At 68.0% G+C, this 26755-nt stretch carries 20 protein-coding genes, 1 tRNA gene and 2 pseudogenes; 13 read left to right on the top strand and 10 right to left on the bottom strand.

The window, feature by feature from the left end:
* Positions 1 to 17: 17 nt before the first annotated feature.
* Positions 18 to 1463: a pyruvate kinase gene (gene pyk / locus FHD67_RS12475; protein ID WP_046000136.1), complete on the bottom strand. Its 1446-nt coding sequence runs from the start codon at positions 1461 to 1463 to the stop codon at positions 18 to 20.
* A 98-nt stretch (positions 1464 to 1561) separates the two neighbouring features.
* Here pyk and FHD67_RS12470 point away from each other — a divergent pair, with 98 nt between their 5' ends.
* Positions 1562 to 2314 (top strand): N-formylglutamate amidohydrolase, encoded by a 753-nt coding sequence (locus FHD67_RS12470; RefSeq protein ID WP_139598861.1) that lies wholly within the window; start codon positions 1562 to 1564, stop codon positions 2312 to 2314.
* Positions 2315 to 2364: 50 nt separating this feature from the next.
* Here the strand turns inward: FHD67_RS12470 and FHD67_RS12465 are convergent, their stop codons facing one another.
* Positions 2365 to 3225 carry a D-amino-acid transaminase gene (locus FHD67_RS12465; protein ID WP_139598860.1) on the bottom strand — a complete coding sequence of 287 codons (861 nt, stop codon included), beginning with the start codon at positions 3223 to 3225 and terminating at the stop codon, positions 2365 to 2367.
* Positions 3226 to 3389: 164 nt separating this feature from the next.
* On the opposite strand from FHD67_RS12465, the gene FHD67_RS12460 reads away from it, so the two are divergent.
* Positions 3390 to 4346, top strand: coding sequence for an L-malyl-CoA/beta-methylmalyl-CoA lyase (locus FHD67_RS12460; protein ID WP_046000134.1), 957 nt, complete (start codon positions 3390 to 3392; stop codon positions 4344 to 4346).
* 815 nt (positions 4347 to 5161) lie between these two features.
* On the opposite strand, the gene FHD67_RS12455 is transcribed toward FHD67_RS12460, so the two are convergent.
* Both FHD67_RS12455 and FHD67_RS12450 read right to left on the bottom strand, forming a co-directional pair.
* Positions 5162 to 6064: a TIGR02186 family protein gene (locus FHD67_RS12455; protein WP_232303299.1), complete on the bottom strand. Its 903-nt coding sequence runs from the start codon at positions 6062 to 6064 to the stop codon at positions 5162 to 5164.
* On the bottom strand, positions 6061 to 6975 hold the full coding sequence (locus FHD67_RS12450) for a sulfite exporter TauE/SafE family protein (RefSeq protein ID WP_045981483.1): 915 nt from the start codon (positions 6973 to 6975) through the stop codon (positions 6061 to 6063). Before FHD67_RS12450 ends, FHD67_RS12455 begins: the two co-directional genes overlap by 4 nt.
* A 170-nt stretch (positions 6976 to 7145) precedes the next feature.
* Between FHD67_RS12450 and surE the strand changes: the two genes are divergently transcribed.
* Genes surE through FHD67_RS12435 form a run of 3 tightly spaced genes read left to right on the top strand, consistent with a single transcriptional unit; the run spans position 7146 to position 9769 of the window.
* Positions 7146 to 7955 carry a 5'/3'-nucleotidase SurE gene (gene surE / locus FHD67_RS12445; RefSeq protein WP_139598859.1) on the top strand — a complete coding sequence of 270 codons (810 nt, stop codon included), beginning with the start codon at positions 7146 to 7148 and terminating at the stop codon, positions 7953 to 7955.
* Complete coding sequence (locus tag FHD67_RS12440; RefSeq protein ID WP_045981481.1) at positions 7952 to 8602, top strand: protein-L-isoaspartate(D-aspartate) O-methyltransferase; 651 nt, start codon at positions 7952 to 7954, stop codon at positions 8600 to 8602. Before surE ends, FHD67_RS12440 begins: the two co-directional genes overlap by 4 nt.
* A 36-nt stretch (positions 8603 to 8638) precedes the next feature.
* Positions 8639 to 9769 (top strand): LysM peptidoglycan-binding domain-containing protein, encoded by a 1131-nt coding sequence (locus FHD67_RS12435; RefSeq protein ID WP_176695116.1) that lies wholly within the window; start codon positions 8639 to 8641, stop codon positions 9767 to 9769.
* Positions 9770 to 9783: 14 nt separating this feature from the next.
* Here the strand turns inward: FHD67_RS12435 and FHD67_RS12430 are convergent, their stop codons facing one another.
* The 3 genes from FHD67_RS12430 to FHD67_RS12420 are packed head-to-tail and all read right to left on the bottom strand — an operon-like array spanning position 9784 to position 12925.
* Positions 9784 to 10869, bottom strand: coding sequence for a hypothetical protein (locus tag FHD67_RS12430; RefSeq protein ID WP_139598858.1), 1086 nt, complete (start codon positions 10867 to 10869; stop codon positions 9784 to 9786).
* A gap of 20 nt (positions 10870 to 10889) precedes the next feature.
* Entirely contained in the window at positions 10890 to 12275 is a 1386-nt protein-coding gene (locus FHD67_RS12425; protein ID WP_046000130.1) for a TolC family outer membrane protein, read from the bottom strand.
* A complete protein-coding gene (locus FHD67_RS12420) occupies positions 12272 to 12925 on the bottom strand; it encodes a protein-L-isoaspartate O-methyltransferase family protein (protein WP_139598857.1) in 654 nt (217 codons plus the stop codon). Before FHD67_RS12420 ends, FHD67_RS12425 begins: the two co-directional genes overlap by 4 nt.
* 138 nt (positions 12926 to 13063) lie before the next feature.
* On the opposite strand from FHD67_RS12420, the gene FHD67_RS12415 reads away from it, so the two are divergent.
* From FHD67_RS12415 to opgC, 8 genes are all read left to right on the top strand, one after another.
* A tRNA-Cys gene (locus tag FHD67_RS12415) sits at positions 13064 to 13137 on the top strand.
* Between the two features lie 29 nt (positions 13138 to 13166).
* Positions 13167 to 14384: a 3-deoxy-D-manno-octulosonic acid transferase gene (locus FHD67_RS12410; RefSeq protein ID WP_139598856.1), complete on the top strand. Its 1218-nt coding sequence runs from the start codon at positions 13167 to 13169 to the stop codon at positions 14382 to 14384.
* Between the two features lie 14 nt (positions 14385 to 14398).
* Positions 14399 to 14803, top strand: coding sequence for a DUF1178 family protein (locus tag FHD67_RS12405; RefSeq protein WP_045981475.1), 405 nt, complete (start codon positions 14399 to 14401; stop codon positions 14801 to 14803).
* Positions 14804 to 14877: 74 nt separating this feature from the next.
* Positions 14878 to 16134, top strand: coding sequence for an aspartate kinase (locus FHD67_RS12400; RefSeq protein ID WP_045981474.1), 1257 nt, complete (start codon positions 14878 to 14880; stop codon positions 16132 to 16134).
* Between the two features lie 59 nt (positions 16135 to 16193).
* Positions 16194 to 18437 (top strand): phosphoenolpyruvate--protein phosphotransferase, encoded by a 2244-nt coding sequence (gene ptsP / locus FHD67_RS12395; RefSeq protein ID WP_127897964.1) that lies wholly within the window; start codon positions 16194 to 16196, stop codon positions 18435 to 18437.
* A gap of 187 nt (positions 18438 to 18624) precedes the next feature.
* Positions 18625 to 20130, top strand: coding sequence for an OpgD/OpgG family glucan biosynthesis protein (locus FHD67_RS12390; protein ID WP_046000127.1), 1506 nt, complete (start codon positions 18625 to 18627; stop codon positions 20128 to 20130).
* Positions 20127 to 22244, top strand: a complete 2118-nt coding sequence (mdoH, locus tag FHD67_RS12385) for a glucans biosynthesis glucosyltransferase MdoH (protein ID WP_139598855.1) — start codon at positions 20127 to 20129, stop codon at positions 22242 to 22244. The genes FHD67_RS12390 and mdoH overlap by 4 nt, the downstream gene beginning before the upstream one ends.
* On the top strand, positions 22241 to 23365 hold the full coding sequence (gene opgC, locus FHD67_RS12380) for an OpgC domain-containing protein (RefSeq protein WP_046000353.1): 1125 nt from the start codon (positions 22241 to 22243) through the stop codon (positions 23363 to 23365). The genes mdoH and opgC overlap by 4 nt, the downstream gene beginning before the upstream one ends.
* A 51-nt stretch (positions 23366 to 23416) precedes the next feature.
* On the opposite strand, the gene FHD67_RS12375 is transcribed toward opgC, so the two are convergent.
* From FHD67_RS12375 to FHD67_RS21200, 3 genes and pseudogenes are all read right to left on the bottom strand, one after another.
* On the bottom strand, positions 23417 to 24649 hold the full coding sequence (locus tag FHD67_RS12375) for a Hint domain-containing protein (protein WP_139598854.1): 1233 nt from the start codon (positions 24647 to 24649) through the stop codon (positions 23417 to 23419).
* Between the two features lie 606 nt (positions 24650 to 25255).
* A pseudogene (locus tag FHD67_RS12370) lies at positions 25256 to 25574 on the bottom strand (transposase); the annotation flags it as partial.
* Between the two features lie 108 nt (positions 25575 to 25682).
* Positions 25683 to 26394, bottom strand: a pseudogene (locus tag FHD67_RS21200) (integrase core domain-containing protein); the annotation flags it as partial.
* Positions 26395 to 26755: the final 361 nt, after the last annotated feature.

The raw sequence follows: 26755 nt of genomic DNA, 5'->3' as shown, positions 1-26755 counted from the left end.
GTTTCAAGGCCCCAGCGTTATTCCGGGTCGGTGGCGAAGATCAAGCGGTCATCGCAGGGGGCGATGCGCAGGATGTTCGTCGTGCCCGGCACGTTGAAGGGCACGCCCGCCATCACCACGACCTGCCGCGTCTCATCCGCAAAGCCGTATTCGCGGGCGGCGCGGGTGCCGATGATCACGGCCTCCTTGAAGCGCGACATGCGCGGGGTCGTCACGCAATGCGTCCCCCAGGTCAGCACCATGCGGCGCGTGACCGTCAGGATCGGCGACAGCGCCAGGATCGGCACGCGGGGCCGTTCCCGGGCGATCAGGCTGATCGTCTTGCCCGACTGGCTGAAGGCGCAGATGGCGGCCACGTCGGTTGTCTCTGCGATCTCGCGCGCGGCGGTCACGATGGCGTCGGGGACCGACGACAGGCTGGCCTTGCGCGCCGCCTCGATGATCGAGCGATAGTTCGGGTCGGCCTCGACCGACCGGGCGACGTTGTCCATCGTGCGCACCGCCTCGACCGGGAAGCTGCCGGCGGCGCTCTCGGCGGACAGCATGACGGCGTCGGTGCCTTCATAGATGGCGTTGGCGACGTCGCTGACCTCGGCGCGGGTTGGCATCGGGCTGTCGATCATCGATTCCAGCATCTGCGTGGCCACGATCACCGGCTTGGCGGCGCTGCGGCACAGGCGGACCAGACGCTTCTGGATCGGCGGCACCGAATGGACCGGCAGCTCGACGCCCAGGTCGCCGCGCGCGACCATGATCCCGTCGGACGCCTGCAGGATCTCGTCAAAGGCGCGCACGGCCGCGGGCTTCTCGATCTTCGACAGGATCGCGGCGCGACCCTTGGCCAGGGTCTTGGCCTCCTCGACGTCCTCGGCGCGCTGAACAAAGGACAGGGCCAGCCAGTCCACGCCCAACTCGCAGGCGAATTCCAGGTCGGCGCGGTCCTTGTCCGACAGCGCGGCCAGCGGCAGAACCACGTCCGGGACGTTCACGCCCTTGCGGTCGCTGATCGCGCCAGCGACCGTGACCACGCAATCGGCGAAATCGGGGCCGCATTTCTGCACCGTCAGGCGGATCTTGCCGTCGTTGACCAGCAGTTCCGACCCCTCGATCAGGGCCGCGAAGATCTCGGGGTGCGGCAACGAGACGCGGGTCGCATCGCCCAGATCGGGCGACAGGTCAAAGCGGAAATGATCGCCCACGGCCAGTTCATGCGGCCCGGCGGCAAAGGGACCCACGCGCAGCTTGGGGCCCTGCAGGTCGGCCAGGATGGCGATGGGACGGCCCGTCTCGGCCTCGATCTCGCGGATCGTGTCGTGGCGTGCCCGGTGATCGTCATGGCTGCCATGGCTCATGTTCAGGCGGAACACGTCGGCCCCGGCATCGAACAGGGCGCGGATCATCTCTTTCGACGATGATGCCGGTCCCAGGGTTGCCACGATCTTCACGTTGCGATGTCGTCTCATCATCCCGCCCTTGTCTCAGGTTTAGCGCTATCTATGCCGCAAATGCCGATGGTCGGCAACTGGCGTCTGTCCGCCATCCGTCGTAGACAGCCTGCATCATGACCGATGACACGACAGCGACGCCCTTCCGCATCCTGGGTCAGGACCGCCCCTCGCGGTGGCTGATCACCTGCGATCACGCCACGAACCGCGTGCCCGATTGGGTCGGCGGCGGCACCCTGGGCATCGCGCCCGCCGACATGGCCCGCCACATCGCCTATGACGTCGGCGCGGCCGGGTTGACCGAACGGCTGGCCGAACGGCTGGACGCGCCGGCGATCCTGTCCGATTTCTCGCGCCTGGTGATCGACCCGAACCGCGGAGAGGACGACCCCACCCTGCTGATGCGGCTCTATGACGGGACGGTGATCCCGACGAACCGCCTGGCGGACGCGGCCGAACGCCAGCGCCGGCTGGACCGGCTGCACCGCCCCTATCATGCCGCGCTGGCCCGGGTCGCGGCGCTGCACCAGGACCGCTGCATCTGCGCGGTCCACAGCTTCACGCCGCAGCTGCGTGGGCGCCCGCCCCGGCCGTGGCAGGTGGGCATCCTCTATTCCCATGCCGATCCGCGCCTTGGCCCCGCGATGGTCGCCGCCTGCCGCGATCAGGGCTGGATCACCGGAGAGAACCAGCCCTATGACGGGCATCTGGACGGCGACAGCGTCGATCGCCACGCCTTGCGCCACGGCCGCCCGAACATGCTGATCGAGGTCCGCAACGACCTGATCGCAACCCCCGAAGGCCAGCAGATCTGGGCCGACAGGCTGGCGCCGGTGATCACGAAGGTGCTGGCCGACAGCGGGTTGTGACGCCGCCGGGGGGTGCGGGGGGCTGGCCCCCCGCCGTCGCGGGACGCAACTCAGACCCCGGTCTTCAGGCTCTCTTCCAGATAGATCTCGCGCAGGCGCGTGGCCACCGGGCCGACCGTGCCCGCCCCCACACGCGCCCCGTCGATCGACACGACCGGCATGACGAAGGCCGAGGCCGAGGTGATGAAGGCCTCGTCCGCCTCCTGCGCCTCGGCGATGGTGAAGGCGCGCTCCTCGACTTGCATCTGCGCCTCGCGGGCAAAGCGCAGCACCGCCGCGCGGGTGATCCCGTGCAGGATGTCGTGGCTCAGCTCCCGCGTCACGATCGTGTTGCCCTTGACGATATAGGCGTTGTTCGAGGTCCCCTCGGTCACGCGCCCGTCCTCGACCATCCAGGCATCGTCCGCACCACGCGCCTTGGCCTCCATCTTGGCCATCGACGGGTACAGCAGCTGCACCGTCTTGATGTCGCGCCGACCCCAGCGCAGGTCATCGACGCTGACGACGCTCCACCCGGTCTTGGCCGCGGGGGCGTCGGCCAGGCCGGGCTTCGATTGCGTGAACATCACCACCGTCGGCACCGTATCCGCGGACGGATAGGCGAAATCGCGGTCGCCCGGATTGCCGCGGGTCACCTGCAGATAGACCAGCCCGTCGGTGATGTCGTTCCGCGCCACAAGGTCGCGATGCGCGGCCAGATACGCGTCGTCCGACAGCGGATTGGCGATGGCCAGTTCCGACAGCGACCGCTTCAGCCGCACCATGTGCCCCTCGAAATCGATCAGCTTGCCGCCCAACACGCTGACCACCTCATAGACGCCGTCGGCCATCAGGAACCCCCTGTCAAAGACCGACACCATCGCCTGATCCTCGGGGAGATAATCGCCATTCACATAGACCGTCCGCGTCATCGCTGCCTCCGTGCCGTCGCGTGTTCGGGCCCGGTCCTGCGCCCAAAGCCCCGCTGCGTCAAGAACCGCGCCCGATGCCGCATTGCGGAAATAGGGCTTGCTGCAACCGCAGCGCAACATTATTACCGACGGCAGGCCCGAATCTTGTCGAACAGGACCCTGCCATGAGCTTTCGCCAACAGCCCCTGCCCCCCGCGCGCTTGAACCGCTGTCAGCTGTTCGGCCCCGGATCGCGCCCCGCGCTGTTCGCCAAGATGGCCGCCTCTGCCGCCGACGTGATCAACCTGGACCTGGAGGATTCGGTCGCGCCCGCCGACAAGGACCAGGCCCGCGCCAACATCATCGCGGCGATCAACGACGTCGACTGGGGCACCAAGACGCTGTCGGTGCGCATCAACGGGCTGGACACGCCCTTCTGGTACCGCGACGTGGTCGATCTTCTGGAACAGGCTGGTGATCGGCTGGACCAGATCATGATCCCCAAGGCGGGATGCGCGGCCGACATCTATGCCGTCGATGCGCTGGTCACCGCCATCGAACGCGCAAAGGGCCGCACCAAGCCGATCGCCTTCGAGGTCATCATCGAATCCGCCGCCGGCATCTGCCATGTCGAGGAGATCGCGGCCGCGTCCCCGCGCCTGCAGGCGATCAGCCTAGGGGCTGCCGATTTCGCCGCGTCCATGGGCATGGCCACCACCGGCATCGGCGGCACGCAGGAGAATTACTACATGATCCGGGACGGCCAGAAATACTGGCCCGATCCGTGGCACTGGGCCCAGACCGCCATCGTCGCGGCGTGCCGCACGCACGGGCTGCTGCCTGTGGACGGCCCCTTCGGCGACTTCAGCGACCCCGAGGGGTTCCGCGCCCAAGCCTTGCGCAGCGCCACATTGGGCATGGTCGGCAAATGGGCCATCCATCCCAGCCAGATCGCGCTGGCCAACGAGGTGTTCTCGCCCAGCGAGGCCGCCGTCACCGAGGCGCGCGAGATCCTGGCCGCGATGGAGAAGGCCAAGGCCGAAGGCGCCGGCGCCACCGTCTACAAGGGCCGCTTGGTCGACATCGCGTCGATCAAGCAGGCCGAGGTGACCCTGCGCCAGTCCGACCTGATCGGCGCCTGAAGACCCCCCGCGGGCCGGACCAGTGGAGGGGGACGGCCCGCACCACGAGGGAGGAGAGGCCCCGCGAGCGATCGCGGGGCCTTATCGCATGACCGCGGGTGAGGCCTGCCGATGGCCGGACCATGGACGGTCCCGGCCACCGCAGCCATCGCGGTCAGCCGCCCTGGACCTTGCTTCCCCTCGAACTCCAGCAGTACCGCCCGCCGCGCATCCCGGTATGTCCGAAGGGTGACGCGACGCGCGCCGTCAACCGGCGCGCCGGCGCGGGCGTCGCCTTAGCAGGCGTTACCGCGTGGCGGCGGAAGCGCAAGCGCAGCGCGGTTCCTCATTCGCACGCATTGCTGTTTATAAAGCCATCCGACCGATGCAGGTCCAAAGTCGGCTTACCAAGGACAAAATGACCCTCTGGGTTACTCCCACCGATCAAACGCCGGAACAGTTCCAGTCACCCGACGGCCCGCCGTCGGTCACTCTGCAATATCGAGCACCGCCCTCTGCGGTCTGTCGTCCAACATTGAATCTTGCACCGCCCGTTGCCGTGCATTCGAGCGGGCTCCAAGCCTCCAGCTCCGCCTCGATGGTTTACGACATCGGGCCATAGGATACATTGACCACATGCGCCGGCCCGCCGGTCAGGCCGACTGATCGATCCCGCGGATGGCATACCCGGACGGCTTGACAGCCAGAATGGCTGCAAGCTGTATCATGCAGTGCCCCCCGGACAATTGCCGCGCAAGCCCATGACGACGTGCAGACGCGGGATTACATTGCAGGGAGACCCTACGCCGCTGCCCCGCAGCCAAGATGATCGGCGATCACGCGCGCCGCAGCTTCCTGAACGCGGCCGAGGCGCCCCAGCCGGCGATCACCGCCACCGCCAGCGACATCAGGCCATAGAGCAACGGCTGGTCGAAGGCCAAACGGTACAGCCAGCGTTCCAGACCCACCTTGCGCACCTCGATCGCGGCGCCATAGGCGTCGATCACCGCGCCCTCGCGCAGCAGGAAGATGCGGGCGCGGTAATCGCCCTCGATCAGGTTGGCGGGCAGGCGGATGTCTGTGCGGAACAGCGTGTCCTCGACCAGGGTCACGGCCCCCTCCTCCATCCGGTAATGGCCGTTCTGCTGGCGCAGGCGCAGCAGGGCCTGGGTATAGGGCAGCGTATCCTCGACCTCGGGGGCGCCGGCAAAGGCGCGCAGCACCAGCGGCAGCGAGATGCGATAGCGGTTGTCCCAGTCCGGCGCCAGGATGTCGTCCAGGGGCCGCGTCGTCGCCACCGCATAGAAGCTGGGCGCGGCCCCCACATCGACGCGTTCGGTATTGACCCAGATGCCGAAACGGCGGGCCTTCTGCCAGATGGTCAGCGGTTCGGATGGAGCCTCGATCGTCACGATCACGTCCAGGGGGCCGTCGGGAATCGGCGTCTCGCGCCGCACGGCGCCATAGATCAGGATGTCGCTGCCGTCGAAGCTGGTCGTGATCGCCACGGCGCTGTTCGACAGGCCCGCCACCACCTGCTCCCCCCCCTGGTCGGCGGGGGCGACCGGATCACCCCGCGGCGATCCCGGATCGGGGAACAGCGGCCAGACCTGGGGGGCGTCCACCGGGGGGATCAGGCCCGCATCCGGGTCGGCGGGCATGGTCGATCCCGCCCCCTGCGCCATCAGCGCGCCCGGCAGCAGCGCCAGCATCATCGCCAGGACGACCCCCCGCATCATTGCCCCCGCGTGGTAATGACGAACAGGTCGTCAGGTGTCAGGAACAGGTCCAGCGCCAGCTTGCCGCAGACCGCCAGCACCAGAAGCGCCAGCAGGATGCGCAGCTGTTCGGCCCGCAGGCGCGCGCCCAGCGTGGTGCCGATCTGCGCGCCGATGACACCGCCCACGATCAGCAGCACCGCCAGCATCACATCGACCGTGTTGTAGCTGACCGCGTGCATCAGCGTGGTGAAGGCGGTCACGAAGGTGATCTGGAACAGCGACGTTCCCACCACGACCTTGGTGGGCATGCCCAGCAGATAGATCATCGCGGGCACCATGATGAAGCCGCCGCCGACGCCCATGATCGCGGCAAGAACCCCCACCGCGACCCCGACCAGAAGGGGCGGAATGACGCTGATATAGAGGCCCGAGGCACGGAACTTGACCTTCAGCGGCCAGCGGTGGACCCACATGTGCTGGTGCAGGCGCCGCCGCCCCGTGGGATGGCGCGCACGCAACAAGGCCCGCAAGCTCTCCTGCAGCATCATCGCGCCGATCAGGCCCAGGAAGACGACATAGCACAGCTGGACGACCAGCTCGACCTGGCCCAGCTGCTGCAGGATGTTGAAGACCACGACCCCCAGGCCCGATCCGACCATGCCGCCGGCCAGCAGGACGCCCCCCATGCGGAAATCGACGGTCTTGCGCTTCATGTGCGCCAGCACGCCCGACACCGACGATGCGACCACCTGGTTCGCGCCGGTCGCCACCGCGATGGCGGGCGGGATGCCGATGAAGAACAGCAGGGGCGTGATCAGGAAGCCGCCACCGACGCCGAACAGGCCGGACATGACGCCCACCAGCCCGCCCAACCCCATCAGGGTGAAGGCGTTGACCGAGACTTCGGCGATGGGAAGAAAGATCTGCATCGCATCCCGGCCCGTTGCGCACCGTCCCACGATGCAACGCGGCGCGCCCGACGTCAAACCGCTTCCGCCCTGCGGCGCAGGAACGGGTTGAAGCAGAAAGCCGCCCCCGCTAAGCAGATCGGGTCACATCCGCGTGCGCAGGGGCGCGGTCAGCCGGAACAGGGGACAGGATGCGCATTCTCATCACCAATGACGACGGGATCAACGCCCCGGGCCTGGAGGTGCTGCACCAGATCGCCACCGAACTGGCCGGCCCGCATGGCGAGGTCTGGACCGTCGCGCCCGCGTTCGAGCAGTCGGGCGTGGGTCATTGCATCAGCTATACCCACCCCACCATGGTCGCCCGCCTGGCCGAACGCCGCTATGCCGCCGAGGGCAGCCCCGCCGACTGCGTGCTGGCGGCCCTGGGCGACATCGTGGGCGCGGCACCCGACCTGGTGCTGTCGGGCGTCAATCGCGGCAACAATGCCGGAGAGAATGCCATGTATTCGGGCACCATCGGCGGCGCGATGGAAGCCGCGCTGCAGGGCCTGCCCGCGATCGCGCTGTCGCAGTACCTGGGCCCGCGCACCGCGGACCTTGCCGACCCCTTCGAAGGCGCGCGCACGCATGGCGCCGCGGTGATCCGCCGCCTTCTGGATCATGGCGACTGGTCGACGGATGCCGACTTCCGCCTGTTCTACAACGTGAACTTTCCGCCGGTCCCGGCCGCGGAGGTAAGGGGCCTACGCGTCGCACCCCAGGGCCAGCGCCAGGGATCGCGCTTTGCCGCCCAGCCCTACAGCGCGCCGAACGGGCGCCGGTTCATGTGGATCGCGGGCGGGTCGCAGCAGGCGCCGGCGCGCGACGGGACCGATGTGGCCGCCAACATGGAGGGGTTCGTCTCGGTCACGCCGATGCGGGCGGACCTGACCTGCCATGCGTCGCTGGACCGACTGGCGGCGGCGCTGGACGATCCGCTGGTACGGGCCGCCGAATGAGCGACGAGGACGACGACGCGGAACGCAAGATGCGGTTCGTCTTTCAGCTGCGGTCCCGCGGGGTGACCGATCCGCGGGTCATGGCCGCGATGGAGGGGATCGACCGCGGCCTGTTCGTGCGCGGCCAGTTCGCCGACCGCGCCTATGAGGACACCCCCCTGCCCATCCCCTGCGGCCAGACGATCAGCCAGCCCTCGGTCGTCGGCCTGATGACCCAGGCCCTGGACGTCGGTCCCCGGGACACCGTGCTGGAGGTCGGCACCGGTTCGGGATACCAGGCCGCGGTCCTGTCGGGACTGTGCCGGCGCGTCTACACCGTCGACCGCCACCGCCGCCTGGTCCATGAGGCCGAGGCGATCTTTCGCGAACTGGGCCTCTACAACATCATCGCGCAGGTGGCCGACGGATCGCGGGGCCTGCCCGACCAGGCCCCCTTCGACCGCATACTTGTGACCGCCGCGGCCGAGGATCCGCCCGGGCCCCTGTTGGCACAGCTGAAGATCGGCGGTATCATGGTGGTGCCTGTCGGACAGTCGGACGCGGTCCAGACCCTGATCCGCGTGACGCGGACCCAAGAGGGTTTCGATTACGACGAGTTGCGGCAGGTGCGGTTCGTTCCGCTGGTCGAGGGGTTGGGCCAGACATGACCCCCGGCCACCACCAGGCAGGCCGAGGACAGGACCATGACAAGACGTGATATTCGGACCGGCTGCGCCATGCTGGCCGTGCTGGCGCTGACGGCCTGCGGGTCGGATGGCAGTTTCGACCCCGACCTGCGCGGGCTGATCGGGGGCATGGACACCGCCCCCGCGGCCGCAGCCGCGGCACCCCGTCCGGCGCCCGACGCGCGCGGCGTCATCAGCTTTTCCAGCGGCCAGGTCGCGGTCGCGCAGGTGGGCGACACGCCCGCATCGATCGCCGCCCGGCTTGGGCTGGATGCGGCGGCTTTGGCCGCCCATAACGCCCTGCCCGCCGACGCGCCCCTGCTGGCGGGTGCGGTCCTGGTCCTGCCGACGCAGGTCGCTGCCGGTGCGCCCGCGGGGGCCGCGACCGGTGGCGGCACGACGATCGTGACCGACCCCTTTGCCGGCAGCGCCCCGGCCAGCCCCACGGCGCGACGCGCCGCCCCGGCCCCTGCCGCCGCTGCAAATCCGGGCGAACATGTCGTCGCCGCCGGAGAGACGGCCTGGGCCATTGCGCGTCGCTATGACGTCAGCGTCCAGGATCTGGCAAGCTGGAACGGCCTGCCGGCCGACATGAGCCTGCGGACCGGCCAGCGTCTTCTGGTGCCGCAGCCCGGCCAGAAACCCGACAGGCTGGCCACGACCGCCCCCGGCGCGGGCAGCCCGACCCCGACCCCGCCATCGGCCACGCGTCCCCTGCCCGCCGAGGAGACGCCACCCGCGGGCGCCCCCGCCCCCGACACACCGCAGACCGACCTGGGATCCACGCGGACCGCGGCATCGGGCGGCGGCCAGTTCCGCATGCCGGTCCAGGGGTCGATCATCCGGGTCTATGAAAAGGGCCAGAACGACGGGATCGACATCGCGGCATCGGGCGGCACGGCTGTCACCGCGGCTGGCAGCGGCCAAGTGGCCGCGATCACCCGCGACAGCGCGGGCACGCCGATCATCGTGGTCCGCCACGAGGGCGATCTGATGAGCGTCTATACCAACCTGGGCGACGTCGCCGTCGCCAAGGGCGACAGCGTCAGCGCGGGACAATCCCTGGGCCAGGCGGGCGACGCGGGCTTCGTCCATTTCGAGATCCGCCGGGGGTTCGAAAGCGTCGACCCCGAGCGGTACCTGAACTGATTCCCGGACGGGGATCAGAGATGCGTCAGCCGTTCATCCAGCGCCGTCGCGATCTCGCGTCGCACCACGGCACGCAGGTTGCCCGAAAAGCGGGCGCCCATCTCTCCCTCCAGCTCCTCGCGGATCATCTCCTGCAGGTGGGCGCGCATGGTCTTGTCGTCCATCATCTGCGCGACGGTCTGGGCAACGATCTGCGCGACCGGCAGATGCGGCAGCGCGGCGGCATCGTCCGCCTGCGGACGGTCGGGACCGTCGCCCGCGGGCGCATGGGCCTGTGGCGCAGGGACGACATCGGCGGTCGCTGATCCGCGGACCTGCGCAGGACCGATGGCCGCATCCTGGGCGGATGCCTGGGCGGGCATCGCCGGCGGCAGCAGGCGCCACAGCAGCCAGTCGCCCCAGGCAGAGAGCAGCCGTGCGATACGGGACCGGGGCGCCGCTGCGGCAGGGAGGACCGCCGGTGCCACGGCAGGCACCACGACCTCCTCGGTCAGGGCATCGGAAATGGGCGCCTCGACGACCGCGTCAGGCAGGGCCAGCGCCGCTGCCGCCCTGCCGCGGGCCTTGCCTGTTGTGCGCCGGGGCCGCGACGACGGAACGCCGTCGTCAGGCAGATCCGCGACCGCCCTGCGCAGATGCGGGGTCAGCTGGATGACCGAGGCCGTGCTGCCCGCTAGCATGCCCCGCGGGGTCGGATCCTGAGACAGGCGGTGCAGCATCGGGCGCGCGTCGCTGTGAGTCACGGGCTGGCCGTCGATCATGTGCCGGATGCTTTGCATTTCGGCACGGATGCGGGCGATTTCCTGGGCGGCCTGCCCGATCGGCTGATCCTGGGTCAGGACCGGCAGGGTGACGACCTGAGCGGGCTGCGCCAACGCGACCTTGCGGGTGCGCGCGCGGGCGGGTTTGGCCTCCGGGTCGGCCTTGGCGCGGGGGGCCTTGGCACGGGCAGGCTTGGTGGCGGGGGCGGCCGCATCGGCCTTGGCGCTGCGGCGGCGCGGTGCTTTGGGCGCCGCAGCGGCCTTGGCGGTGCTGCGCCGCGGTGCGGGGGTGTCGGTCGCCGAATCCTCGACGGGGGTCATGCGGCGCGCCTCAGTCATGGCGCACCGCCGGGGCCGGATCAGTTCCGGCCGATGGCGCGCAGCACGCGGTCCAGGCTTTCGCCCTGCTTGCTGGTTGCGGGCGCGTCCCGCACAGCATTGTAATATTGCGATGGGTCATAGGTGGGTATCCCCAGTTGCAGGTTTTCTACCGTCAACAGACCCATAGCAGCCAGAAGTTGATAATGAGCTAACTGCAGATTTGATTCCGCGGAAATCCGGTCGGCCCGCGCCTCCAGCAGCGATTGTTCGGCGTCCAGCACGTCCAGCGTGGTCCGCGCACCCAGCAGCGCCTCCTCGCGGACGCCGTCATAGGCCTGCTGCGCGGCCGAGATCTGCTGGTTGATCGCGGTGATCTGCGCGCGGGCGACGGCGATGTTCGCCCAGGTCTCTCCGACCTGCTGGCTGATCTGGCGCGCGGTGTTCAGCAGCGCCGAACGTGCCTGGTCGCGCTGCGCCATCGCGCGACGATGCGCGGCAGACAGGCGCCCGCCCGAATACAGGGTCTGGCTCAGTTCCAACCCCACAGACGACGAATTGCGGCTGCCATAGCGGCCGCCCAGGCTGGCTTCGGGCGCGCGGGTCACGCCGACGCTGGCCGTGCCCGACAGGGTCGGGTTTCGTTCGGCGGCGGCGGCGGCCACGCCGATCTCGGCCGCGGCGGCCTGGCGTTGCGACTGACCGATGGCGGGGTGGGTGCGCTGCGCGATCTGGCGTGCCTCGTCCAGGGTGGCGGGCAGGTTGGGCAGCGGCGGCGGCGCGTCCAGGCGACCCGGCTGGCGGCCGGTCACGGCCAGATAGGCCTCGCGCGCGATCTCCAGCTGGCCGTTGGCGGCAGCCAGCGCGGCACGGGTCGCCGCCAGCTGCGCATCGGCCAGCGCCACGTCGGTCACGGTGATCTCGCCCACGTCGAATCGGTCCTGCGCGGCCTGGCGTTCGCTGGACAGGACGTCGACCGAGTTTTCCTGCAGCCCGACCTGCTGGATCGCCTCGCGCACGTCGAAATAGGCGACGGTCGCGGCCAGCAGGATGTCCTGTTCGACCCCCACCAGCGCCTGACGCGTGGCCAGGACCTGTTCCTTGGCCCCGTCGATGGCCAGCTGCGAGCGTCCGAAATCATAAAGCGTCAGCTGCGCGCCAAGGGACAGCGAGGTCGACCGCACGGTCGTACCCCCCTCGGTCCGCGAGGCGGACTGGCGCGCGACCCATTCGACAACCGGGCGCAGGGCCGCGACGGAGGCCGCGACATCCTCGTCGGCGGCGCGCAGGACGGCGCGGTTCTGTTCGATCAGCGCCGAATGGCGATAGGCCGCCACCATGGTGTCGGCCAGCGATTCGGCGCGGGCGGGCAGTGCCGCGGCCAAGGCCAGCAGCGCACCCCCCGCGAACCGCGCAAGCGGGGTCACAGTGCGAATCCGCGTTGCAGGCCGAACCCGGGCAGCATCGGCGCCTTGGCGTTGAACGAATAGCGCCAGCTGAGCTGGCCGTTCTGCCGGGTGCCGATCCGGGCGACGCCCAGCGCGCCCTCGACGAACAGCGCGGCGACGCGGCCGCCCTCGCGCAGTTGCTCGACGATGGCGACGGGGATATCCTGGACCGCGCCCTCGATCAGGATCACGTCATAAGGGCCCTGCTTGGGCGCACCTTCGGTCAGCGGGGCATGCAGGACGGCGACGTTGTCGATGCCCGCCTCCGACAGGCGCTGTTCGGCCTCGGAGGCCAGTTCCGCGTCGTCCTCGATCGCGACGACGGCCTCGGCCATGCGGGCCATGACGGCGGCGGAGTAGCCATAGCCGCAGGCCAGGTCCAGGACCAGCTCGTCGGGCTGGATGTCCAGCGCATCGACCATCTTGGCCAGGGTCCGCGGCTCCAGAAGGACGCGGCCGTGGCCGATGTCCAGGTTCTCGCCGGAATAGGCGACAGAGCGGCGGCTGGCGGGAACGAACTCCTCGCGCGGAATGGTCAGCATCGCGTCGATCACCGGGAACTTGGTGACGTCACTGGTGCGCACCTGCGTATCCACCATCGTCGTGCGGCGCGCGGCGAAATCGCTCATGTCGGGGAACCTCTGCTGGACCTGTTTGGCCGACTATTGCCATGTTTCCCGCAGTTGGGCAACGCAGGACATCGGCCCCGCGCTTCGCGTCTTGCAAGGGTCGCGGCAATCCGCTAGGACACGGCCACTCTCGACGGCGGCGGGTTGGCGGAGAGGTTACGCACCGGATTGCAAATCCGTGAAGACCGGTTCGATTCCGGTACCCGCCTCCACCTCATCCTGACCGAGGGGACCTTCCTGCATGATCTATGACGCCACGACCCGCATCGCCGAGGCCGCGCTGTGCCTGCGCGCGCGGTTGGGCGGATCGCGGGCGCTGCGCGAGCGTCTGGTCTGCACGGGCGCGCCCGGCCCCGCCGCGATCTGGCTGCACGCCGCATCCGTCGGAGAGCTGACCTCGGCCCGCGTGGTGATCAAGGCATTGGCCGCGCGCCACCCCCTGACGGTCACCACCAACAGCGAGACGGGCCGCGCGCTGGCGCAGGACTGGGGCCTGCCCGCGCGGCTGGCGCCCCTTGACCTGCCCGGCGCGCTGGCCCGGTTCCTGGATGCCGCGCGCCCCGCGCTGGCGATCACCGTCGAGGGAGAGTTCTGGCCGCTGCGGTCGCGCCTGCTGGCCGAACGCGGCATCCGCCAGGCGATGATCGGGGCGCGCATGTCGGAACGGTCGGCGGGCACCTGGGCGCGGTTTCCGCGCATCATCGGGCCGATGCTGGGACGCGTCGCGGCCCTGTCGGCGCAGGATCAGGGCAGCGAGGCGCGCCTTCTGAACCTGGGCCTGCCGCACCGCGCGCTGCTGCCGCGGCTGGACCTCAAGCTGCTGGCCCCTGCGGCGCAGCCCGTGCCCCCGGACAGCGCGGCCCGCGACCGGGTGATCCTGGCGGCATCAACGCATGAGGGCGAGGACGGGCCGGTGCTGGACGCCTTTGCCGCGCTGCGGGATGCCCGGCCCGACCTGCGCCTGATCCTGGCGCCGCGCCATCCCGACCGGGGCGATGCCATCGCGGCACTGATCGCGGCGCGCGGCCTGTCCTTCGCGCGCCGCAGCGTGGGCGCGGACGATGCGCCGCCGGGCGGCGTGCTGTTGGCCGACACCCTGGGAGAGATGGCGCGCTGGTACGCGCGCGCCGGGATCTGCATCATCGGCGGCAGCCTGCAGGACCATGGCGGCCACACCCCGTGGGAGCCCGCGGCCCATGGCTGCGCGCTGATCCACGGCCCCCATGTCGGCAACTTCGTCGAGGCCTTCGATGCGCTGGACGGGCACGGCGCGGCGCGACCCGCGGGCGATCTGGCGGCGACCCTGTCGCGGCTGACCGACACGCCCGACGAGGCCCGTGCGATGGGCCGCGCGGCGCGGGCCGTGCTGGTGGACCGGGCGGGCGATCCTGCGGCGCTGATCGCGCGGCTGGACGATCTTGCACGCGCCCCCGGCGGACCCGATATAGGGATCATCTGACAGGAGTTGTTGCGATGATCCGCTATGCCTTGCGCTGCGACCAGGGGCATGATTTCGACGGCTGGTTCCGGTCCTCGGACGGGTTCGAGGCGATGCGCGATGCGGGTCAGGTCGGCTGCGCGGTCTGCGGCGCGACCAAGGTCGACCGGGCGCTGATGGCCCCGGCGGTCAGCGACAAGACCCTGACCGCCCCCCGCAACCCCGCCGAGGCCGCCCTGCAGGCGCTGCGCCGCAAGATCGAGACCAGCTCCGACTATGTCGGCCTGTCCTTCGCCGAGGAGGCCCGCGCGATGCACGAGGGCACGCGGCCCGCCCGCGCCATCCATGGAGAGGCCCGCCCCGAGGATGCGCGCAAGCTGATCGAGGACGGCGTTCCCGTGGCCCCCCTGCCCTTCGTCCCGCGTCCCAAGACGAACTAGCGCCGCCCCTTGCGGTTCGCGCGCACCGCCCCTAAAAGCCCCGCCGACGCACATCCTTTGGCTGGAGGCCCTTGATGCCGCTTCTGGTAATGAAATTCGGCGGCACCTCGGTGGCCGATCTGGACCGGATCAAGAACGCCGCCCGCAAGGTGCAGCGCGAGGTCGAGCGGGGCTATGACGTGATCGTCATCGTCAGCGCCATGTCCGGCAAGACGAACGAACTGGTCGGATGGGTCGAACAGACCTCTCCGCTGTTCGACGCGCGCGAATACGACGCGGTGGTCAGTTCCGGAGAGAACGTGACCGCGGGCCTGATGTCCCTGACCCTGCAGGAGATGGGCGTGCCCGCACGCAGCTGGCAGGGCTGGCAGGTGCCGATCAACACGACCGCCGCCTATTCGGCAGCACGCTTCGTGGACATCCCGCGCAAGAACCTTGACCAGAAGTTCGCCGAAGGCTTCAAGGTCGCCGTGGTCGCGGGCTTTCAGGGCCTGTCGCCCGAAGGCCGCATCACCACGCTTGGCCGCGGCGGATCGGACACGACCGCGGTGGCGTTCGCCGCCGCCTTCGATGCGGAACGCTGCGACATCTATACCGACGTGGACGGGGTCTATACCACCGATCCGCGCATCACCTCGCGCGCGCGCAAGCTGCCCCGCATCGCCTTCGAGGAGATGCTGGAGCTGGCATCCCTTGGCGCCAAGGTGCTGCAGACGCGGTCGGTCGAGCTTGCGATGCGCTACAAGGTGCGCCTGCGGGTGCTGTCCTCCTTCGAGGATACCGACGAAAATTCCGGCACGCTGATCTGCGATGAGGATGAAATCATGGAATCGAAAGTCGTCAACGGTGTCGCCTCGTCGCGCGACGAGGCCAAGATCACCCTGGTCACGGTCGAGGACCGTCCCGGCATCTCGGCCGCGATCTTCGCGCCGCTGGCCGATGCGGGCGTGAACGTCGACATGATCGTTCAGAACATCTCGGAAAAGGACTATGACGATCACCCGGGTTCGGTGACCGACATGACCTTTTCCGTGCCGATCAACCAGGTCGAGCGCGCCAAGCGTGCGATGGAGGAGGCCCGCCAGGCCGGCCACATCGCCTATGACGAACTGGTCGTCGACACCGAGGTCGCCAAGGTGTCCGTCGTGGGCATCGGCATGCGCAGCCATGCGGGCGTCGCCGCCCGCATGTTCAAGGCGCTGGCCGATGAAAACGTCAACATCAAGGTCATCTCCACCTCCGAGATCAAGATTTCGGTGCTGATCGATCGGAAATACATGGAACTGGCCGTGCAGGCGCTGCATGATGCCTTCGAACTGGAGAAGGCATAACGCCCTCTGGTTGGTTCCCCGGTCGGGGACACGCGTAACGGCAGAAGGCGGGGCAGGCGATGCAGGATCGCACCGACAGCGACTCTCGCAAGCTGCTGAAGCGGCTCAAGGAAATCTTGGCCGCGGCGGGCGGTGGGCAGGATCGGCTTGACCAGATCACCCACCACATCGCCGATTCGATGGGCACCGAGGTCTGCTCGATCTATCTGTTCCGCGATGCCGACACGCTGGAACTGTGCGCGACCGAAGGGCTGCGCCCCGAGGCCGTCCACCAGACCCGGCTGCGCCTGGGCGAGGGTCTGGTCGGCCGCGTCGCCCGTACCGGGCGCAATGTGAACACCGCGAACGCCCCCGCCCAGCCCGGCTTCCGCTTCATGCCCGAGACCGGGGAGGAGGTCTTTCCCGCCTTCCTGGGCGTGCCGATCCAGCGGGTCGGGGAACGGCTTGGCGTCCTGGTCGTTCAATGCGCGACCGCCCGGCAGTTCTCCGAGGACGAGGTCTATGGCCTGGAGGTCGTGGCCATGGTCCTGGCCGAGATGACCGAACTGGGCGCGTTCCAGGGCAGCCAGTCCGACAGCCTGCCGCTGGCGCACCGCTTTCCGCTTCTGGTGCGCGGCGCCACCGGGCAGGAGGGCGTGGCCGAGGGGCGCGTCTGGCTGCACGAGGCGCGCGTGGTCATCGCCAACCCGGTCGGCGACGACCCCGACAAGGAACTGGCCCGCCTGCACGAGGGCGTGGAGACCCTGCGCGAGACGGTCGACAGGATGCTGGGCGCGGTCGACATGGGCGACGGCGATCATGCCGCGGTCCTGGAGACCTATCGGATGTTCGCCCATTCGCGCAGCTGGCTGAAGCGCATGGAGGAGGACATCCGCCTTGGCCTTTCGGCCGAGGCTGCGGTGGAGAAGGAGCAGTCCGGCGCCCGCGCCCGGCTGGAGATGGCCGCCGACCCCTATCTGCGCGATCGCCTGCACGATCTGGACGACCTGTCCAACCGCCTGCTGCGCATCCTGACCGGACAGGGACACGACACCGGCGCCGAGATGCCCGAACGCCCGATCCTTGTCGCCCGCAACATCGGCCCGGCCGAGCTGCTGGAATACGGGCGTCGCCTGAAGGGCGTCGTGCTGGAGGAGGGATCGGTCGGCAGCCACGCGGCCATCGTCGCCCGCGCGCTGGCCATTCCGCTGGTCATCCACGCCACCCGCATCACCACCGAGGCGCTGAACGGCGACCCGATCCTGGTCGACGGCGATCAGGGCGTCGTCCACCTGCGCCCCGAGGAGACCGTCCACAAGGCGTTCCTGGACAAGATCGCCATGCAGGCCGAGGCGCAGGACCGCTATGCCGACCTGCGCGACCAGCCCGCCACGGGCACCTGCGGCACCACCATCCAGATGTTCATGAACGCAGGCCTGATGGCCGACCTGCCCTCGCTGGAGGGGTCGGGCGCCGAGGGGGTTGGCCTGTTCCGGACTGAACTGCAGTTCCTGGTCCGCAGCCACGTCCCCCGGCGCGCCGAGCTGGCCGGTCTGTATGCGCGCGTCATGGACAACGCCCAGGGCAAGCCGGTGATGTTCCGCACGCTGGACATCGGGTCGGACAAGGTTCTGCCCTACATGAAGCCACAGGACGAACCGAACCCCGCGATGGGGTGGCGCGCGATCCGCGTGGGCCTGGACAAGCGCGGCGTGCTGCGGATGCAGCTGCAGGCCCTGATCCGCGCCAGCGTGGGCCGGCCCCTGCACGTCATGTTCCCCTTCATCGCGGACATCACCGAATACGAGGCCGCGCACCGCATCCTGATGCAGGAGATGGCGCGCGAACAGCGCCTGGGGCATTCCATGCCCAGCGACATCCGCGTCGGCGCCATGCTGGAGACGCCGTCGCTGGCCTTCGCACCCAAGCGGTTCTTCGAGATGTGCGACTTCATCTCGATCGGCGGCAACGACCTGAAGCAGTTCTTCTTTGCCGCCGACCGCGAGAACGAGCGGGTCCGCCGTCGCTATGACACGCTGAACGTGTCGTTCCTTTCGATGCTGCGCCAGATCATCGCGCGCTGCGCCGATGCCCGCGTGCCGCTGTCCTTTTGCGGCGAGGATGCCGGGCGGCCGGTCGAGGCGCTGGTCTTTGCGGCCCTGGGCATTCACCGCCTGTCGATGCGGCCGGCGTCGATCGGACCGGTCAAGCACCTCATCCGGCGCATCAGCATCGTCGAGCTGGCCCGCGTCATCGAGGAGGCCGAGGCAGAGGGCCTGACCAGCGTGCGCGGCCCCGTGACGGCCTGGCTGGCACGACAATGAACCGACAAGGCCGATTCCTGCTTGCCCGGCGGGCCCATATCGGCCGATAAGCGAGCAAACCGCCCGGCACGCTTGCTGCACTGCGGCGTGCCGCGTATATTCGCTTATCCTTGTCGAGACATCCCCGGATATGAAACGTCGTCAATTTCTCAATGCTGCCACCGCCCTGGCTGCCGGTGGATCGCTGATGGCGGTCCCGGCACAGGCCCAGGCGCCTGCCGAAGGCGTGGACCCCGCAGCCTTCGGGCCCCCTGCCCCGCAGCCCTTCGACTTTGAACAGGTCGCGACGCTGGCGCAGGAACGGTCCGCGCGCCTTTACGTCCAGCCGGTCGCGGAACTGGTCGGCAGCTTTGCCAACCTGGACTATGACCAGTATCGCGGCATCCGTTTCCGCCGCGATCAGGACCCGCTGGCGGGCAACGCGACCTTCCGGGTGGACCTGCTGTCGCCCGGTTCGATCTTTTATGAACCGGTTCAGATCAACCTGGTCCGCGACGGCGTCACCCGGCCGATCCCGTTCGACCCGGCGCTGCTGGAATTCGACGAACGCTATTTCCCCGACGGCCCGGACCTGAACACGATCGGCAACATGGGCTGGTCCGGGTTTCGGATGCGCACGCCGCTGAACCGCCCCGGCGTCATGGACGAGTTCATCGTCTTTCAGGGCGCCAGCTATTTCCGCGCGGTGGCGCGCGGCACGCTGTACGGCCTGTCGGCGCGTGGCCTGGCCATCAAGACCGGCAGCCCCGACGGCGAGGAATTCCCGCTGTTCACCGACTTCTGGATCGTCGAGCCCAAGCCCGGCGCGGAAAGCGTCCGCATCTATGCGATCCTGGACAGCAAGTCGGTCGCGGCAGCGTTCCAGTTCGACGTGACGCCCGGCGCGGTGACCATGGTGCGGACCCGCGTCGCGCTGTTCCCGCGCGTCGATCTGCGCGAGACGGGCCTGGCGCCGCTGACGTCGATGTTCTGGTTCAGCCCGGCCAGCCGCCGGGTCGTCGACGACTACCGCCCCGCCTGCCACGACAGCGACGGGCTGCAGATGCAGACCGGTGCGGGCCAGTCGCTGTGGCGCGGGCTGATGTCGCCGCGCAACCTGCAGATCAGCAGTTTCGTCGACACCGATCCGCGCGGCTTTGGCCTGGTCCAGCGGCCCCGCGACTTCGAGACCTATCAGGATGCCGAGGCGATGTACCATCTGCGTCCCTCCGCCTGGATCGAGCCCGAGGGCGATTGGGGGGCGGGCGAAGTACGCCTGATCGAGATCCCGGTCGAGAACGAGTTCAACGACAACATCGTCAGCTACTGGCTGCCCTCCGACACGATCCCCGGCGGAGAGCGGACCGAGTTCCGCTATCGCCTCAGCTTTGCGGGTCTGCCGCCCAGCAACCTGCCGTTGGCCAAGGTCCGGCAGGTGCGGTCCGGCCGGTCGATCAATGTCGAGACGACGCGCAGCTATATCATCGATTTCGATCTTGGCATGTTCCGCGAGACGCTGCCCAACTATCAGGTCAGCACGTCCGAGGGCCGGATCGCGCATGCCTATCTGAAACCGCTGCCGGAACAGGGCGTGCTGCGCCTGGCATTCGAATTCGAACCGGGGCGGACGCAGCTGTCCGAACTCAGCGCGCTGCTGACCGATCCCGACGGCCTCGCCCTCAGCGAGACCTGGCTGACGCGCTGGACGGCATGACCATGGACCATGACATGACGACGGCCGGTCGTTCCGACGCGCCGGCCGTGGCACCCGTTGTGCCGCCTCTGGCGCCGCTGACGATGCCCGTGCAGGATTTCGCGCGCCACCCGCAGGCGGGGCCCGCGCGGCGCATGAACAGCCTTCGCGTCTGGCTTGCGCGGCTGATCGCCTTTGGCGGCACCGCAGTCCTGGCCGTCGTGGGCTTTTCGCAGATGCTGGCGGCCTTTGGCGCCGATCCCACGCCGATGCAGATCGCGCTGCTGGTGCTGTTCGTGCCGACCTTTGCCTGGGTGGGCTTTTCGTTCTGCGGGACGCTGGCCGGGTTCCTGGCCCCGCGCCTGACCACGCCGGATGGGCCGAACGATGCCCGCGTCGTCGTCGTCATGCCGATCTATCACGAGGATGTCGCGACCAGCACGGGCCTTCTGGTCGCCCTCGCCCGAGAGCTGGAGGCCGAGGGCATGGCCGACCGGACCGAGATCTTCGTGCTGTCGGACACCCGCGACCCCGCCATCGCCGTCAACGAGACGCTGGTGATCGACCGCGCCCGCACCCTGTCGCCACTGCCCCTGTGGTATCGCCGCCGCCTGTCCAACGACGATCGCAAGTCGGGCAACCTGGCGGAATTCGTGCGCCAATGGGGTGGACGCTATGACCAGATGGTCGTGCTGGACGCCGACAGCGTGATGTCGGGCGCCACCATCCGCGCATTGTCGGCGCGCATGTCGGCCGACCCCCAGGCGGGCCTGATCCAGACCATGCCTATGCTGGTCGGCGGAGAGACGATCTTTGCCCGCCTGACCCAGTTCGCGGGTCGCGTCTATGGCCCGATGATCGCGCGCGGCGTGGCCGCGTGGTCGGGCGATACCGGCAACTACTGGGGTCACAACGCGATCATCCGCGTCAGCGCCTTTGCCCAAGCCTGCGGCCTGCCCCGCCTGCCCGGCAATCCGCCCTTCGGCGGCACCATCCTCAGCCACGACTTCGTGGAGGCCGCCGCCCTGTGCCGGGCCGGATGGGCCGTGCGCCTGGATCACGACCTGCGCGGCAGCTATGAGGGATGCCCGCCCACGCTGCTGGACATGGCCGTGCGCGAACGCCGCTGGGCGCAGGGCAACCTGCAGCATTCCCGCCTGCTGGGGGTCAAGGGCCTGCGCGGTATCAGCCGGGCGCACATGATCATCGGCATCATGGGCTTTCTGATGAGCCCGCTGTGGCTGGCCCTGATCCTGGTGGGTCTGGTGCTGTCGGCCACCGTGCTGCTGTCGACGCCGGAATATTTCCCCAACGCCTATCAGCTGTTCCCCGAATGGCCGGTCTTCGACAGCCGCCGGATGCTGTGGCTGTTCGCCATCGCCATGGGCCTGCTGCTTCTGCCCAAGTTCATCGCGACCTTCAGGGCCTGGGCACGTCCCCTGGCGCGCAATTCCGGCGGCCGCGTACGCATCTTTGCCAGCGCCATCTTCGAGACGGTCCTGTCCGCGCTAATCGCGCCCGTGCAGATGCTGGTCCAGACCCGCCAGATCTTCGAGATCCTGTCGGGCCGCGACAGCGGTTGGAACGCGCAGACCCGCGCCGGATCGATGCCGTCCTGGGGCGTGGTGCTGCGCCACCATTGGGCGCATGTCGTCCTGGGCCTGGGCACGCTGATCGTGCTGGCGACCTTCTCTCCTGCCCAGCTGATCTGGCTGTCGCCGATCCTGGCGGGGCTGATCCTGTCGCCTCTGACCTCGCGCCTGTCGGCCAGCCCGGTCTTCGGCCGGTGGGCACGCCTGCGCGGCCTTCTGGTCACCCCCGAGGAACGCGATCCCCCCGCCATCCTGACCGAGGCCTCGGCCATCAGCCGGTCCCTGCCCCAGGCCATGACCGGGCGTGACAGCATGCTGCGGCTTGGGTCCGACGCGGACCTGCTGGCGCGCCATGTCGCGATGCTGGCCCCCCTGCCCGACGACCTGCCCCGCGCGGTCCGCCTGGCCCGGATCACCGCCGGCGCCAAGATCGAGCATGCCAGCGGACAGGTCGCCGCCCTTGACGACATGGATCGCACCGAAACGGATGCCATGCTGCTGGATCCGGCCCTCCTGACCCGGTGGAGCCGGTTGCCCGCATGAACCGTCTGATTGCGCTGGATATGCTGCGCGGCTACGCGCTGGTCAGCATCATGATCAACCACATGCCGATCTCGGTCCTGCGGGGGACGACGCTGCCGAACTTCTCGATCTTCGATGCGTCCGAGATGTTCGTGCTGCTGTCCGGCTTTCTGGTGGGCCTTGTCTGGCGCAGCGTCGAAACTCGCGAGGGACGCCGCATGGCCCAGCGCCGGTTCGCCCGCCGCGCGTTCGAGGTCTGGCGCGCCATGCTGATCGGCGCAGTGCTGATGGCGCTGCTGTCGGCGGCCCTGCTGGCGCTGGATCGTCCGCACACGGCGATCTGGAATCAGTACGCGATCTGGATCCTGGAGAACCCGTTGGGCTTCCTCGGCACGGTCGCCACCTTCTGGGTCCAGCCCAACATCATCGATGTGCTGGCCGTCTACGTGATCCTGATCACCCTTTCGGTGGTTGTGGTGCCGCTGATGCTGCGCTGGCCGCTGATCGTGGCGTTGGGGTCGGTCCTGCTGTGGTGGCACGCGCCCGAACTGAACGCGATGATCCCGAACCACCGGACCGAGAACGGCTTCCTGTTCAACCCGTTCGGCTGGCAGATGCTGTTCTATACCGGCACGGCGATCGGCCTCTATCGCCAGACGATCATGGCGGTGCTGTGGCCGTGGCGGCACGTGCTGACGGTGCTGGCGATCGGCATGTTCGCCTTCGGCAGCGCCATCGTCATCGGCGCCCGGATCGGAGAGCCCGCGCTGGCTTTTCGCCAGGCGCTGATGCAGGTCTATGGCACCATCGACAAATGGAGCCTGGACGGCACCCGCTATCTGGCGATCGTCGCCGCCGCGTGGCTGGTCTCTGTCCCCTTGGCACGGCCGATGGAATGGCTGGCGGCCACCCGCCCCGGCGTCGCATTGCAGCAGATCGGCAAGGGCGGACTGTTCGCCTTCGTGGCCTGCGTGCTGTTGTCGGTGCTGGGCGACGCGTTCCAGATGACCCCCGCGGACCAGCCCACGTGGCGGCGTCTTGCGGTCGATCTGTGGGCCTGCGTGGCGCTGTGGTGGGTGTCGGCCCTGTGGCTGGAGCACGGCGCCCCCTGGCAACGTGCCCGCAAGGCACGACGGGCCTGAATCGAAAAGGCCGCCCGTGACGGGCGGCCTTCTTGCTGTCGCGCCGGCGGTTCAGCCCACCAGTGCGCAGGCGTTGCGCTGATGGCGTTCGGCCATCTTGCGCACCATCCTGTTCTGCGGAAGATCGCGTGCGGGAAGGGTCGCGCGACCCGCATCGACCAGATCCGGAAACAGCGTCAGCAGCTCCTGCCGTGCGGCCGGGCCGACCATGCGCAGGGCCTGCACGCCGGTATAGAGCGATTCGGTATCCGCCCCGTTGGACCGGATGACCTCGTGGCGGTCGAACATGATGTGAAAATATTCGACCTCGGCCAGATCGGTGGCCAGTTCGAACCCGTCCAGCGACAGCAGTTGCTTGGCCGCGACCAGCACCTCGAACGTACCGAACATGCGCTGCGCGATCCGGGACCGCACCAGCACCCGATGCTGGGGAGAGACAATCAGATCCCGGGACGGTGTGTTGATGCCCAGGGCACCTGCCGTGATGCGGACCGGCGTCAGTCGCGGATTGCGCGCCAGCGCCACCGCGGACAGGCGCTGCGATCCCGTCCAGCGCAGCGGCTGCGCCCCGTTGTCGCGCGTCATGACCAGATCGCCCGGGCGAAGGGTCTGGACAGCCACCGGCCCATCCGGCGTGTCGATCAGGGTGCCAGCGGCAAAGCACACGACTTCGAAATCACCGTCTGGCAGCTCAAGCGTGCCGTCGGCGTCGATGGTCGTCGAAATGACGGCCGAGTCCAGAAGCGACTGCGCCAAATCGTCGACGCCCGGAAGCAAAGGGACAAGCAGGCCCGTTGGGTCCAAGTCGGCGATCGTATCGTTCAGCTCCGAAAGCGGAACGGTCAGCGTCTCCGACGGAAGCCCGGTTAGCTTCACAGTCACCGTGACCAGGAGACGATCGGCCGTAAGTGGGGCATCGCTGATGAAGTAAACGTTACCCTCGCCGTCACGGAAGTAGTCGACCCCTACCGGATTGATCTGGGCAGACAGTCCGAGGTTCGGACTCAAGAGCCCGCCAGCCGGATTTCCGACGCGCAGCCCCGCCGTCGACAGGATGCCGGAGCCAAGATACGTCCCCGGCAACGGCTCTTCGTCGATCACGGGGGTCAGGAACTCGCCTGCGGCGACGGTTGCAGGACCTGTCTCATCGTCCTGGACGCGATAGCCGTCAAAGGACTGGCCGGCGCCGAAATCATTCAGCACGGATGTGGGCGGCAGCGTCACCACGGGAGAGTCGACGGTTCCGGTAATGGTCGTGCCTTCAAGTTGGGTAAGGACGGGCATGGGCGTCTCCTTGGAACAGGGGCGTAAGAGGTCCGTCCCCGCAGAACAGCTCTGGGGGCCAATCAGGTAATCGGAATTGCCAGGGCGCCCGAAGGCACCCTTCAGGAGTCAGTAAGCGATCGGCCAGTGCGGGCACGGGGGATGGGGTCGGATGCCGTGTCGCATGGTCTGGCCTCGCTCCGATCGGGGCCCGTGCGCAAATACTGCAGGGGCCAAGTGCAGGACCGCGACGGCGACCCTGTTAACCTTCATTACCACATTATGTACGCGAAGATGCATGACCAAGAAAGAACCGAACGGTACGGTTCCAGTCGAGATGGGCTGCAACTCTAGCAGTGATACGTTCCGAGCGAACGAAATCTGCTGAGGACACGTCGCCTCTCAGCAACGTGAATTATCGCTGAAACGGAGGTGAAACGTACCGAAATGTTTAGATAAAATAAATGCAGACAGTGCAGAAAGTCTTAAAGGTGAGCAATTTAAACTCTACGCACTCTTGGGTTGTAAGATCTGGAATCTCCACAAGACGCTGGTCATCACTTTATCGTGATTACCTACTGAAGCAGCACACCATCATTGGACTTGCCCGGCTTTTGTTAAGAGCGTTTAGCTCACGTCCGTGGCCTTACGATTGAAGGCGGTGGGGCTTTGGAAGCCGAGCGATGAATGTCGCCTAACGGGGTTACAGAACCCGTCGATGTATCTGGCGACGGCTTTTTCAGCCTGCTGGTGGGATTGCCAGTTGACCAGCCAAACCCGCTTGGACTTAAGGGTCTTGAAGGCCGTCTCGATCATCGCGTTGTCGTAACAGTTCCTGCGCCCGCTCATTGAGATCAGGATGCCGCATTTGCAGCGACTGGTAGTCGACAGAGGAGTATTGTGATCCACGATCCGAATGATGAACATGCCCTAGGTCGGGGTTGCGATGTGAGGTTCTCCCCATTCCTTTGACGGGATCTGGCGCTTTTTAAGCTCTGATCTGCTCCTGCTGATCGGGTTGCGTTGCTTCTGCTGTCAGTGAGGAGACCACTGCCGGCGGTCGACCGCCAGGGGCCTTGTGCGGCCGGCGGTGGTTGTAGAATTCCATCCAGTTGCGGACACGGGTGCGTGCCTGCAATCCGGTCTCCCAGGCATGCAAATAGACGCATTCGTATTTCAGGGCGCGCCACAGACGCTCGATGAAGGTGTTGTCCAGGGTGCGCTTGCGAACGCCTTTGCCATCCATCGAGATGCGGACGCCCGACCGTCGCAGGCGGTCTGTCCAGGCAAACGACGTGAACTGGGACCCTTGACGTCGCATGGCCGCTTGGACCCATGGCGCGACCATGCTCCATGGTCATGATGTCCGGCGGTCCGAACCGATAGATGGCCTCGTTCAGCGCCTCGACGCAGAAGTCGGCGTCCCCTCGCCATGGCCCTCGGACCAGTGGCGGACCATGGCTCGATGTTCGAGATCCGCCACGCCAGGACCATGCGGGTGTGCCAGTCCATGATCGCCACCAGGGAGAGCGAGGCATGAGCCGCCACCGGTCCGAGGCCATGACGAGCGCCGCGACGCATCGGCAGATAGGTGATGTCCACACACCAGACCTGATTTTGCCGGTCCACACGCAGGCCGCGCGAGCCAGATAGGGGTAGGTCTTGTGTCCCTTCGCCGGCCGGCCGGTGTTGGGCTTCTGCTAGATCGGCATCAGACCCATCAGGCGCATAAGCCGACGTATGCGCTTTTCGTTCACCTTGTGGCCGTTTTCGGGCTTGCGCGGCCCCACTGGGGCCACGGTCCCTGCAACTGCGCAGGTGCCAGGTCATCTGACGGACGCCAGGAAAGGCGTGTCGAGGAACTGCACGTCGATCAACCGCAATGAGCCATGTGGCCGCCACTGGTTCGAGGTCCATGGCGAACGCGAGGTTCTGGTCCGTCTCACCCTGCGGCGTAAAGTAAAACGACGAACGAGGGACCTGTAGCAGAGCGCACTGCCGGCCGATCGACAGGTCCGGATGGTCGCGTTCGACCATGCCGTTCGGCATTGTCTCTCGGACCAATGGCGTTCCAGTGCCGCATCACTTCCCGCCCCAGGGCTTCAGCTTTCTTTCCAAAATGAGTTG

The organism is Paracoccus haeundaensis (genome assembly GCF_006239215.1).
GTDB lineage: Bacteria > Pseudomonadota > Alphaproteobacteria > Rhodobacterales > Rhodobacteraceae > Paracoccus > Paracoccus marcusii.
The sequence above is the reverse complement of the archived record's forward strand: the minus strand, read 5'-3'. Positions and strand labels throughout refer to the sequence as shown.

What these genes read in the sequence shown, in the direction of transcription:
- FHD67_RS12450 (WP_045981483.1), bottom strand. Translation starts at nt 6,975, where the DNA reads ATGCAGATCTTTCTTCCCATCGCCGAAGTCTCGGTCAACGCCTTCACC.
- FHD67_RS12430 (WP_139598858.1), bottom strand. Translation starts at nt 10,869, where the DNA reads ATGACTGAGGCGCGCCGCATGACCCCCGTCGAGGATTCGGCGACCGAC.
- FHD67_RS12460 (WP_046000134.1), top strand. Translation starts at nt 3,390, where the DNA reads ATGAGCTTTCGCCAACAGCCCCTGCCCCCCGCGCGCTTGAACCGCTGT.
- surE (WP_139598859.1), top strand. Translation starts at nt 7,146, where the DNA reads ATGCGCATTCTCATCACCAATGACGACGGGATCAACGCCCCGGGCCTG.
- FHD67_RS12455 (WP_232303299.1), bottom strand. Translation starts at nt 6,064, where the DNA reads ATGATGCGGGGGGTCGTCCTGGCGATGATGCTGGCGCTGCTGCCGGGC.
- FHD67_RS12465 (WP_139598860.1), bottom strand. Translation starts at nt 3,225, where the DNA reads ATGACGCGGACGGTCTATGTGAATGGCGATTATCTCCCCGAGGATCAG.
- pyk (WP_046000136.1), bottom strand. Translation starts at nt 1,463, where the DNA reads ATGAGACGACATCGCAACGTGAAGATCGTGGCAACCCTGGGACCGGCA.
- FHD67_RS12405 (WP_045981475.1), top strand. Translation starts at nt 14,399, where the DNA reads ATGATCCGCTATGCCTTGCGCTGCGACCAGGGGCATGATTTCGACGGC.
- FHD67_RS12400 (WP_045981474.1), top strand. Translation starts at nt 14,878, where the DNA reads ATGCCGCTTCTGGTAATGAAATTCGGCGGCACCTCGGTGGCCGATCTG.
- mdoH (WP_139598855.1), top strand. Translation starts at nt 20,127, where the DNA reads ATGACCATGGACCATGACATGACGACGGCCGGTCGTTCCGACGCGCCG.
- FHD67_RS12375 (WP_139598854.1), bottom strand. Translation starts at nt 24,649, where the DNA reads ATGCCCGTCCTTACCCAACTTGAAGGCACGACCATTACCGGAACCGTC.
- FHD67_RS12435 (WP_176695116.1), top strand. Translation starts at nt 8,639, where the DNA reads ATGACAAGACGTGATATTCGGACCGGCTGCGCCATGCTGGCCGTGCTG.
- opgC (WP_046000353.1), top strand. Translation starts at nt 22,241, where the DNA reads ATGAACCGTCTGATTGCGCTGGATATGCTGCGCGGCTACGCGCTGGTC.
- FHD67_RS12410 (WP_139598856.1), top strand. Translation starts at nt 13,167, where the DNA reads ATGATCTATGACGCCACGACCCGCATCGCCGAGGCCGCGCTGTGCCTG.
- FHD67_RS12470 (WP_139598861.1), top strand. Translation starts at nt 1,562, where the DNA reads ATGACCGATGACACGACAGCGACGCCCTTCCGCATCCTGGGTCAGGAC.
- FHD67_RS12440 (WP_045981481.1), top strand. Translation starts at nt 7,952, where the DNA reads ATGAGCGACGAGGACGACGACGCGGAACGCAAGATGCGGTTCGTCTTT.
- FHD67_RS12390 (WP_046000127.1), top strand. Translation starts at nt 18,625, where the DNA reads ATGGCGGTCCCGGCACAGGCCCAGGCGCCTGCCGAAGGCGTGGACCCC.
- ptsP (WP_127897964.1), top strand. Translation starts at nt 16,194, where the DNA reads ATGCAGGATCGCACCGACAGCGACTCTCGCAAGCTGCTGAAGCGGCTC.
- FHD67_RS12420 (WP_139598857.1), bottom strand. Translation starts at nt 12,925, where the DNA reads ATGAGCGATTTCGCCGCGCGCCGCACGACGATGGTGGATACGCAGGTG.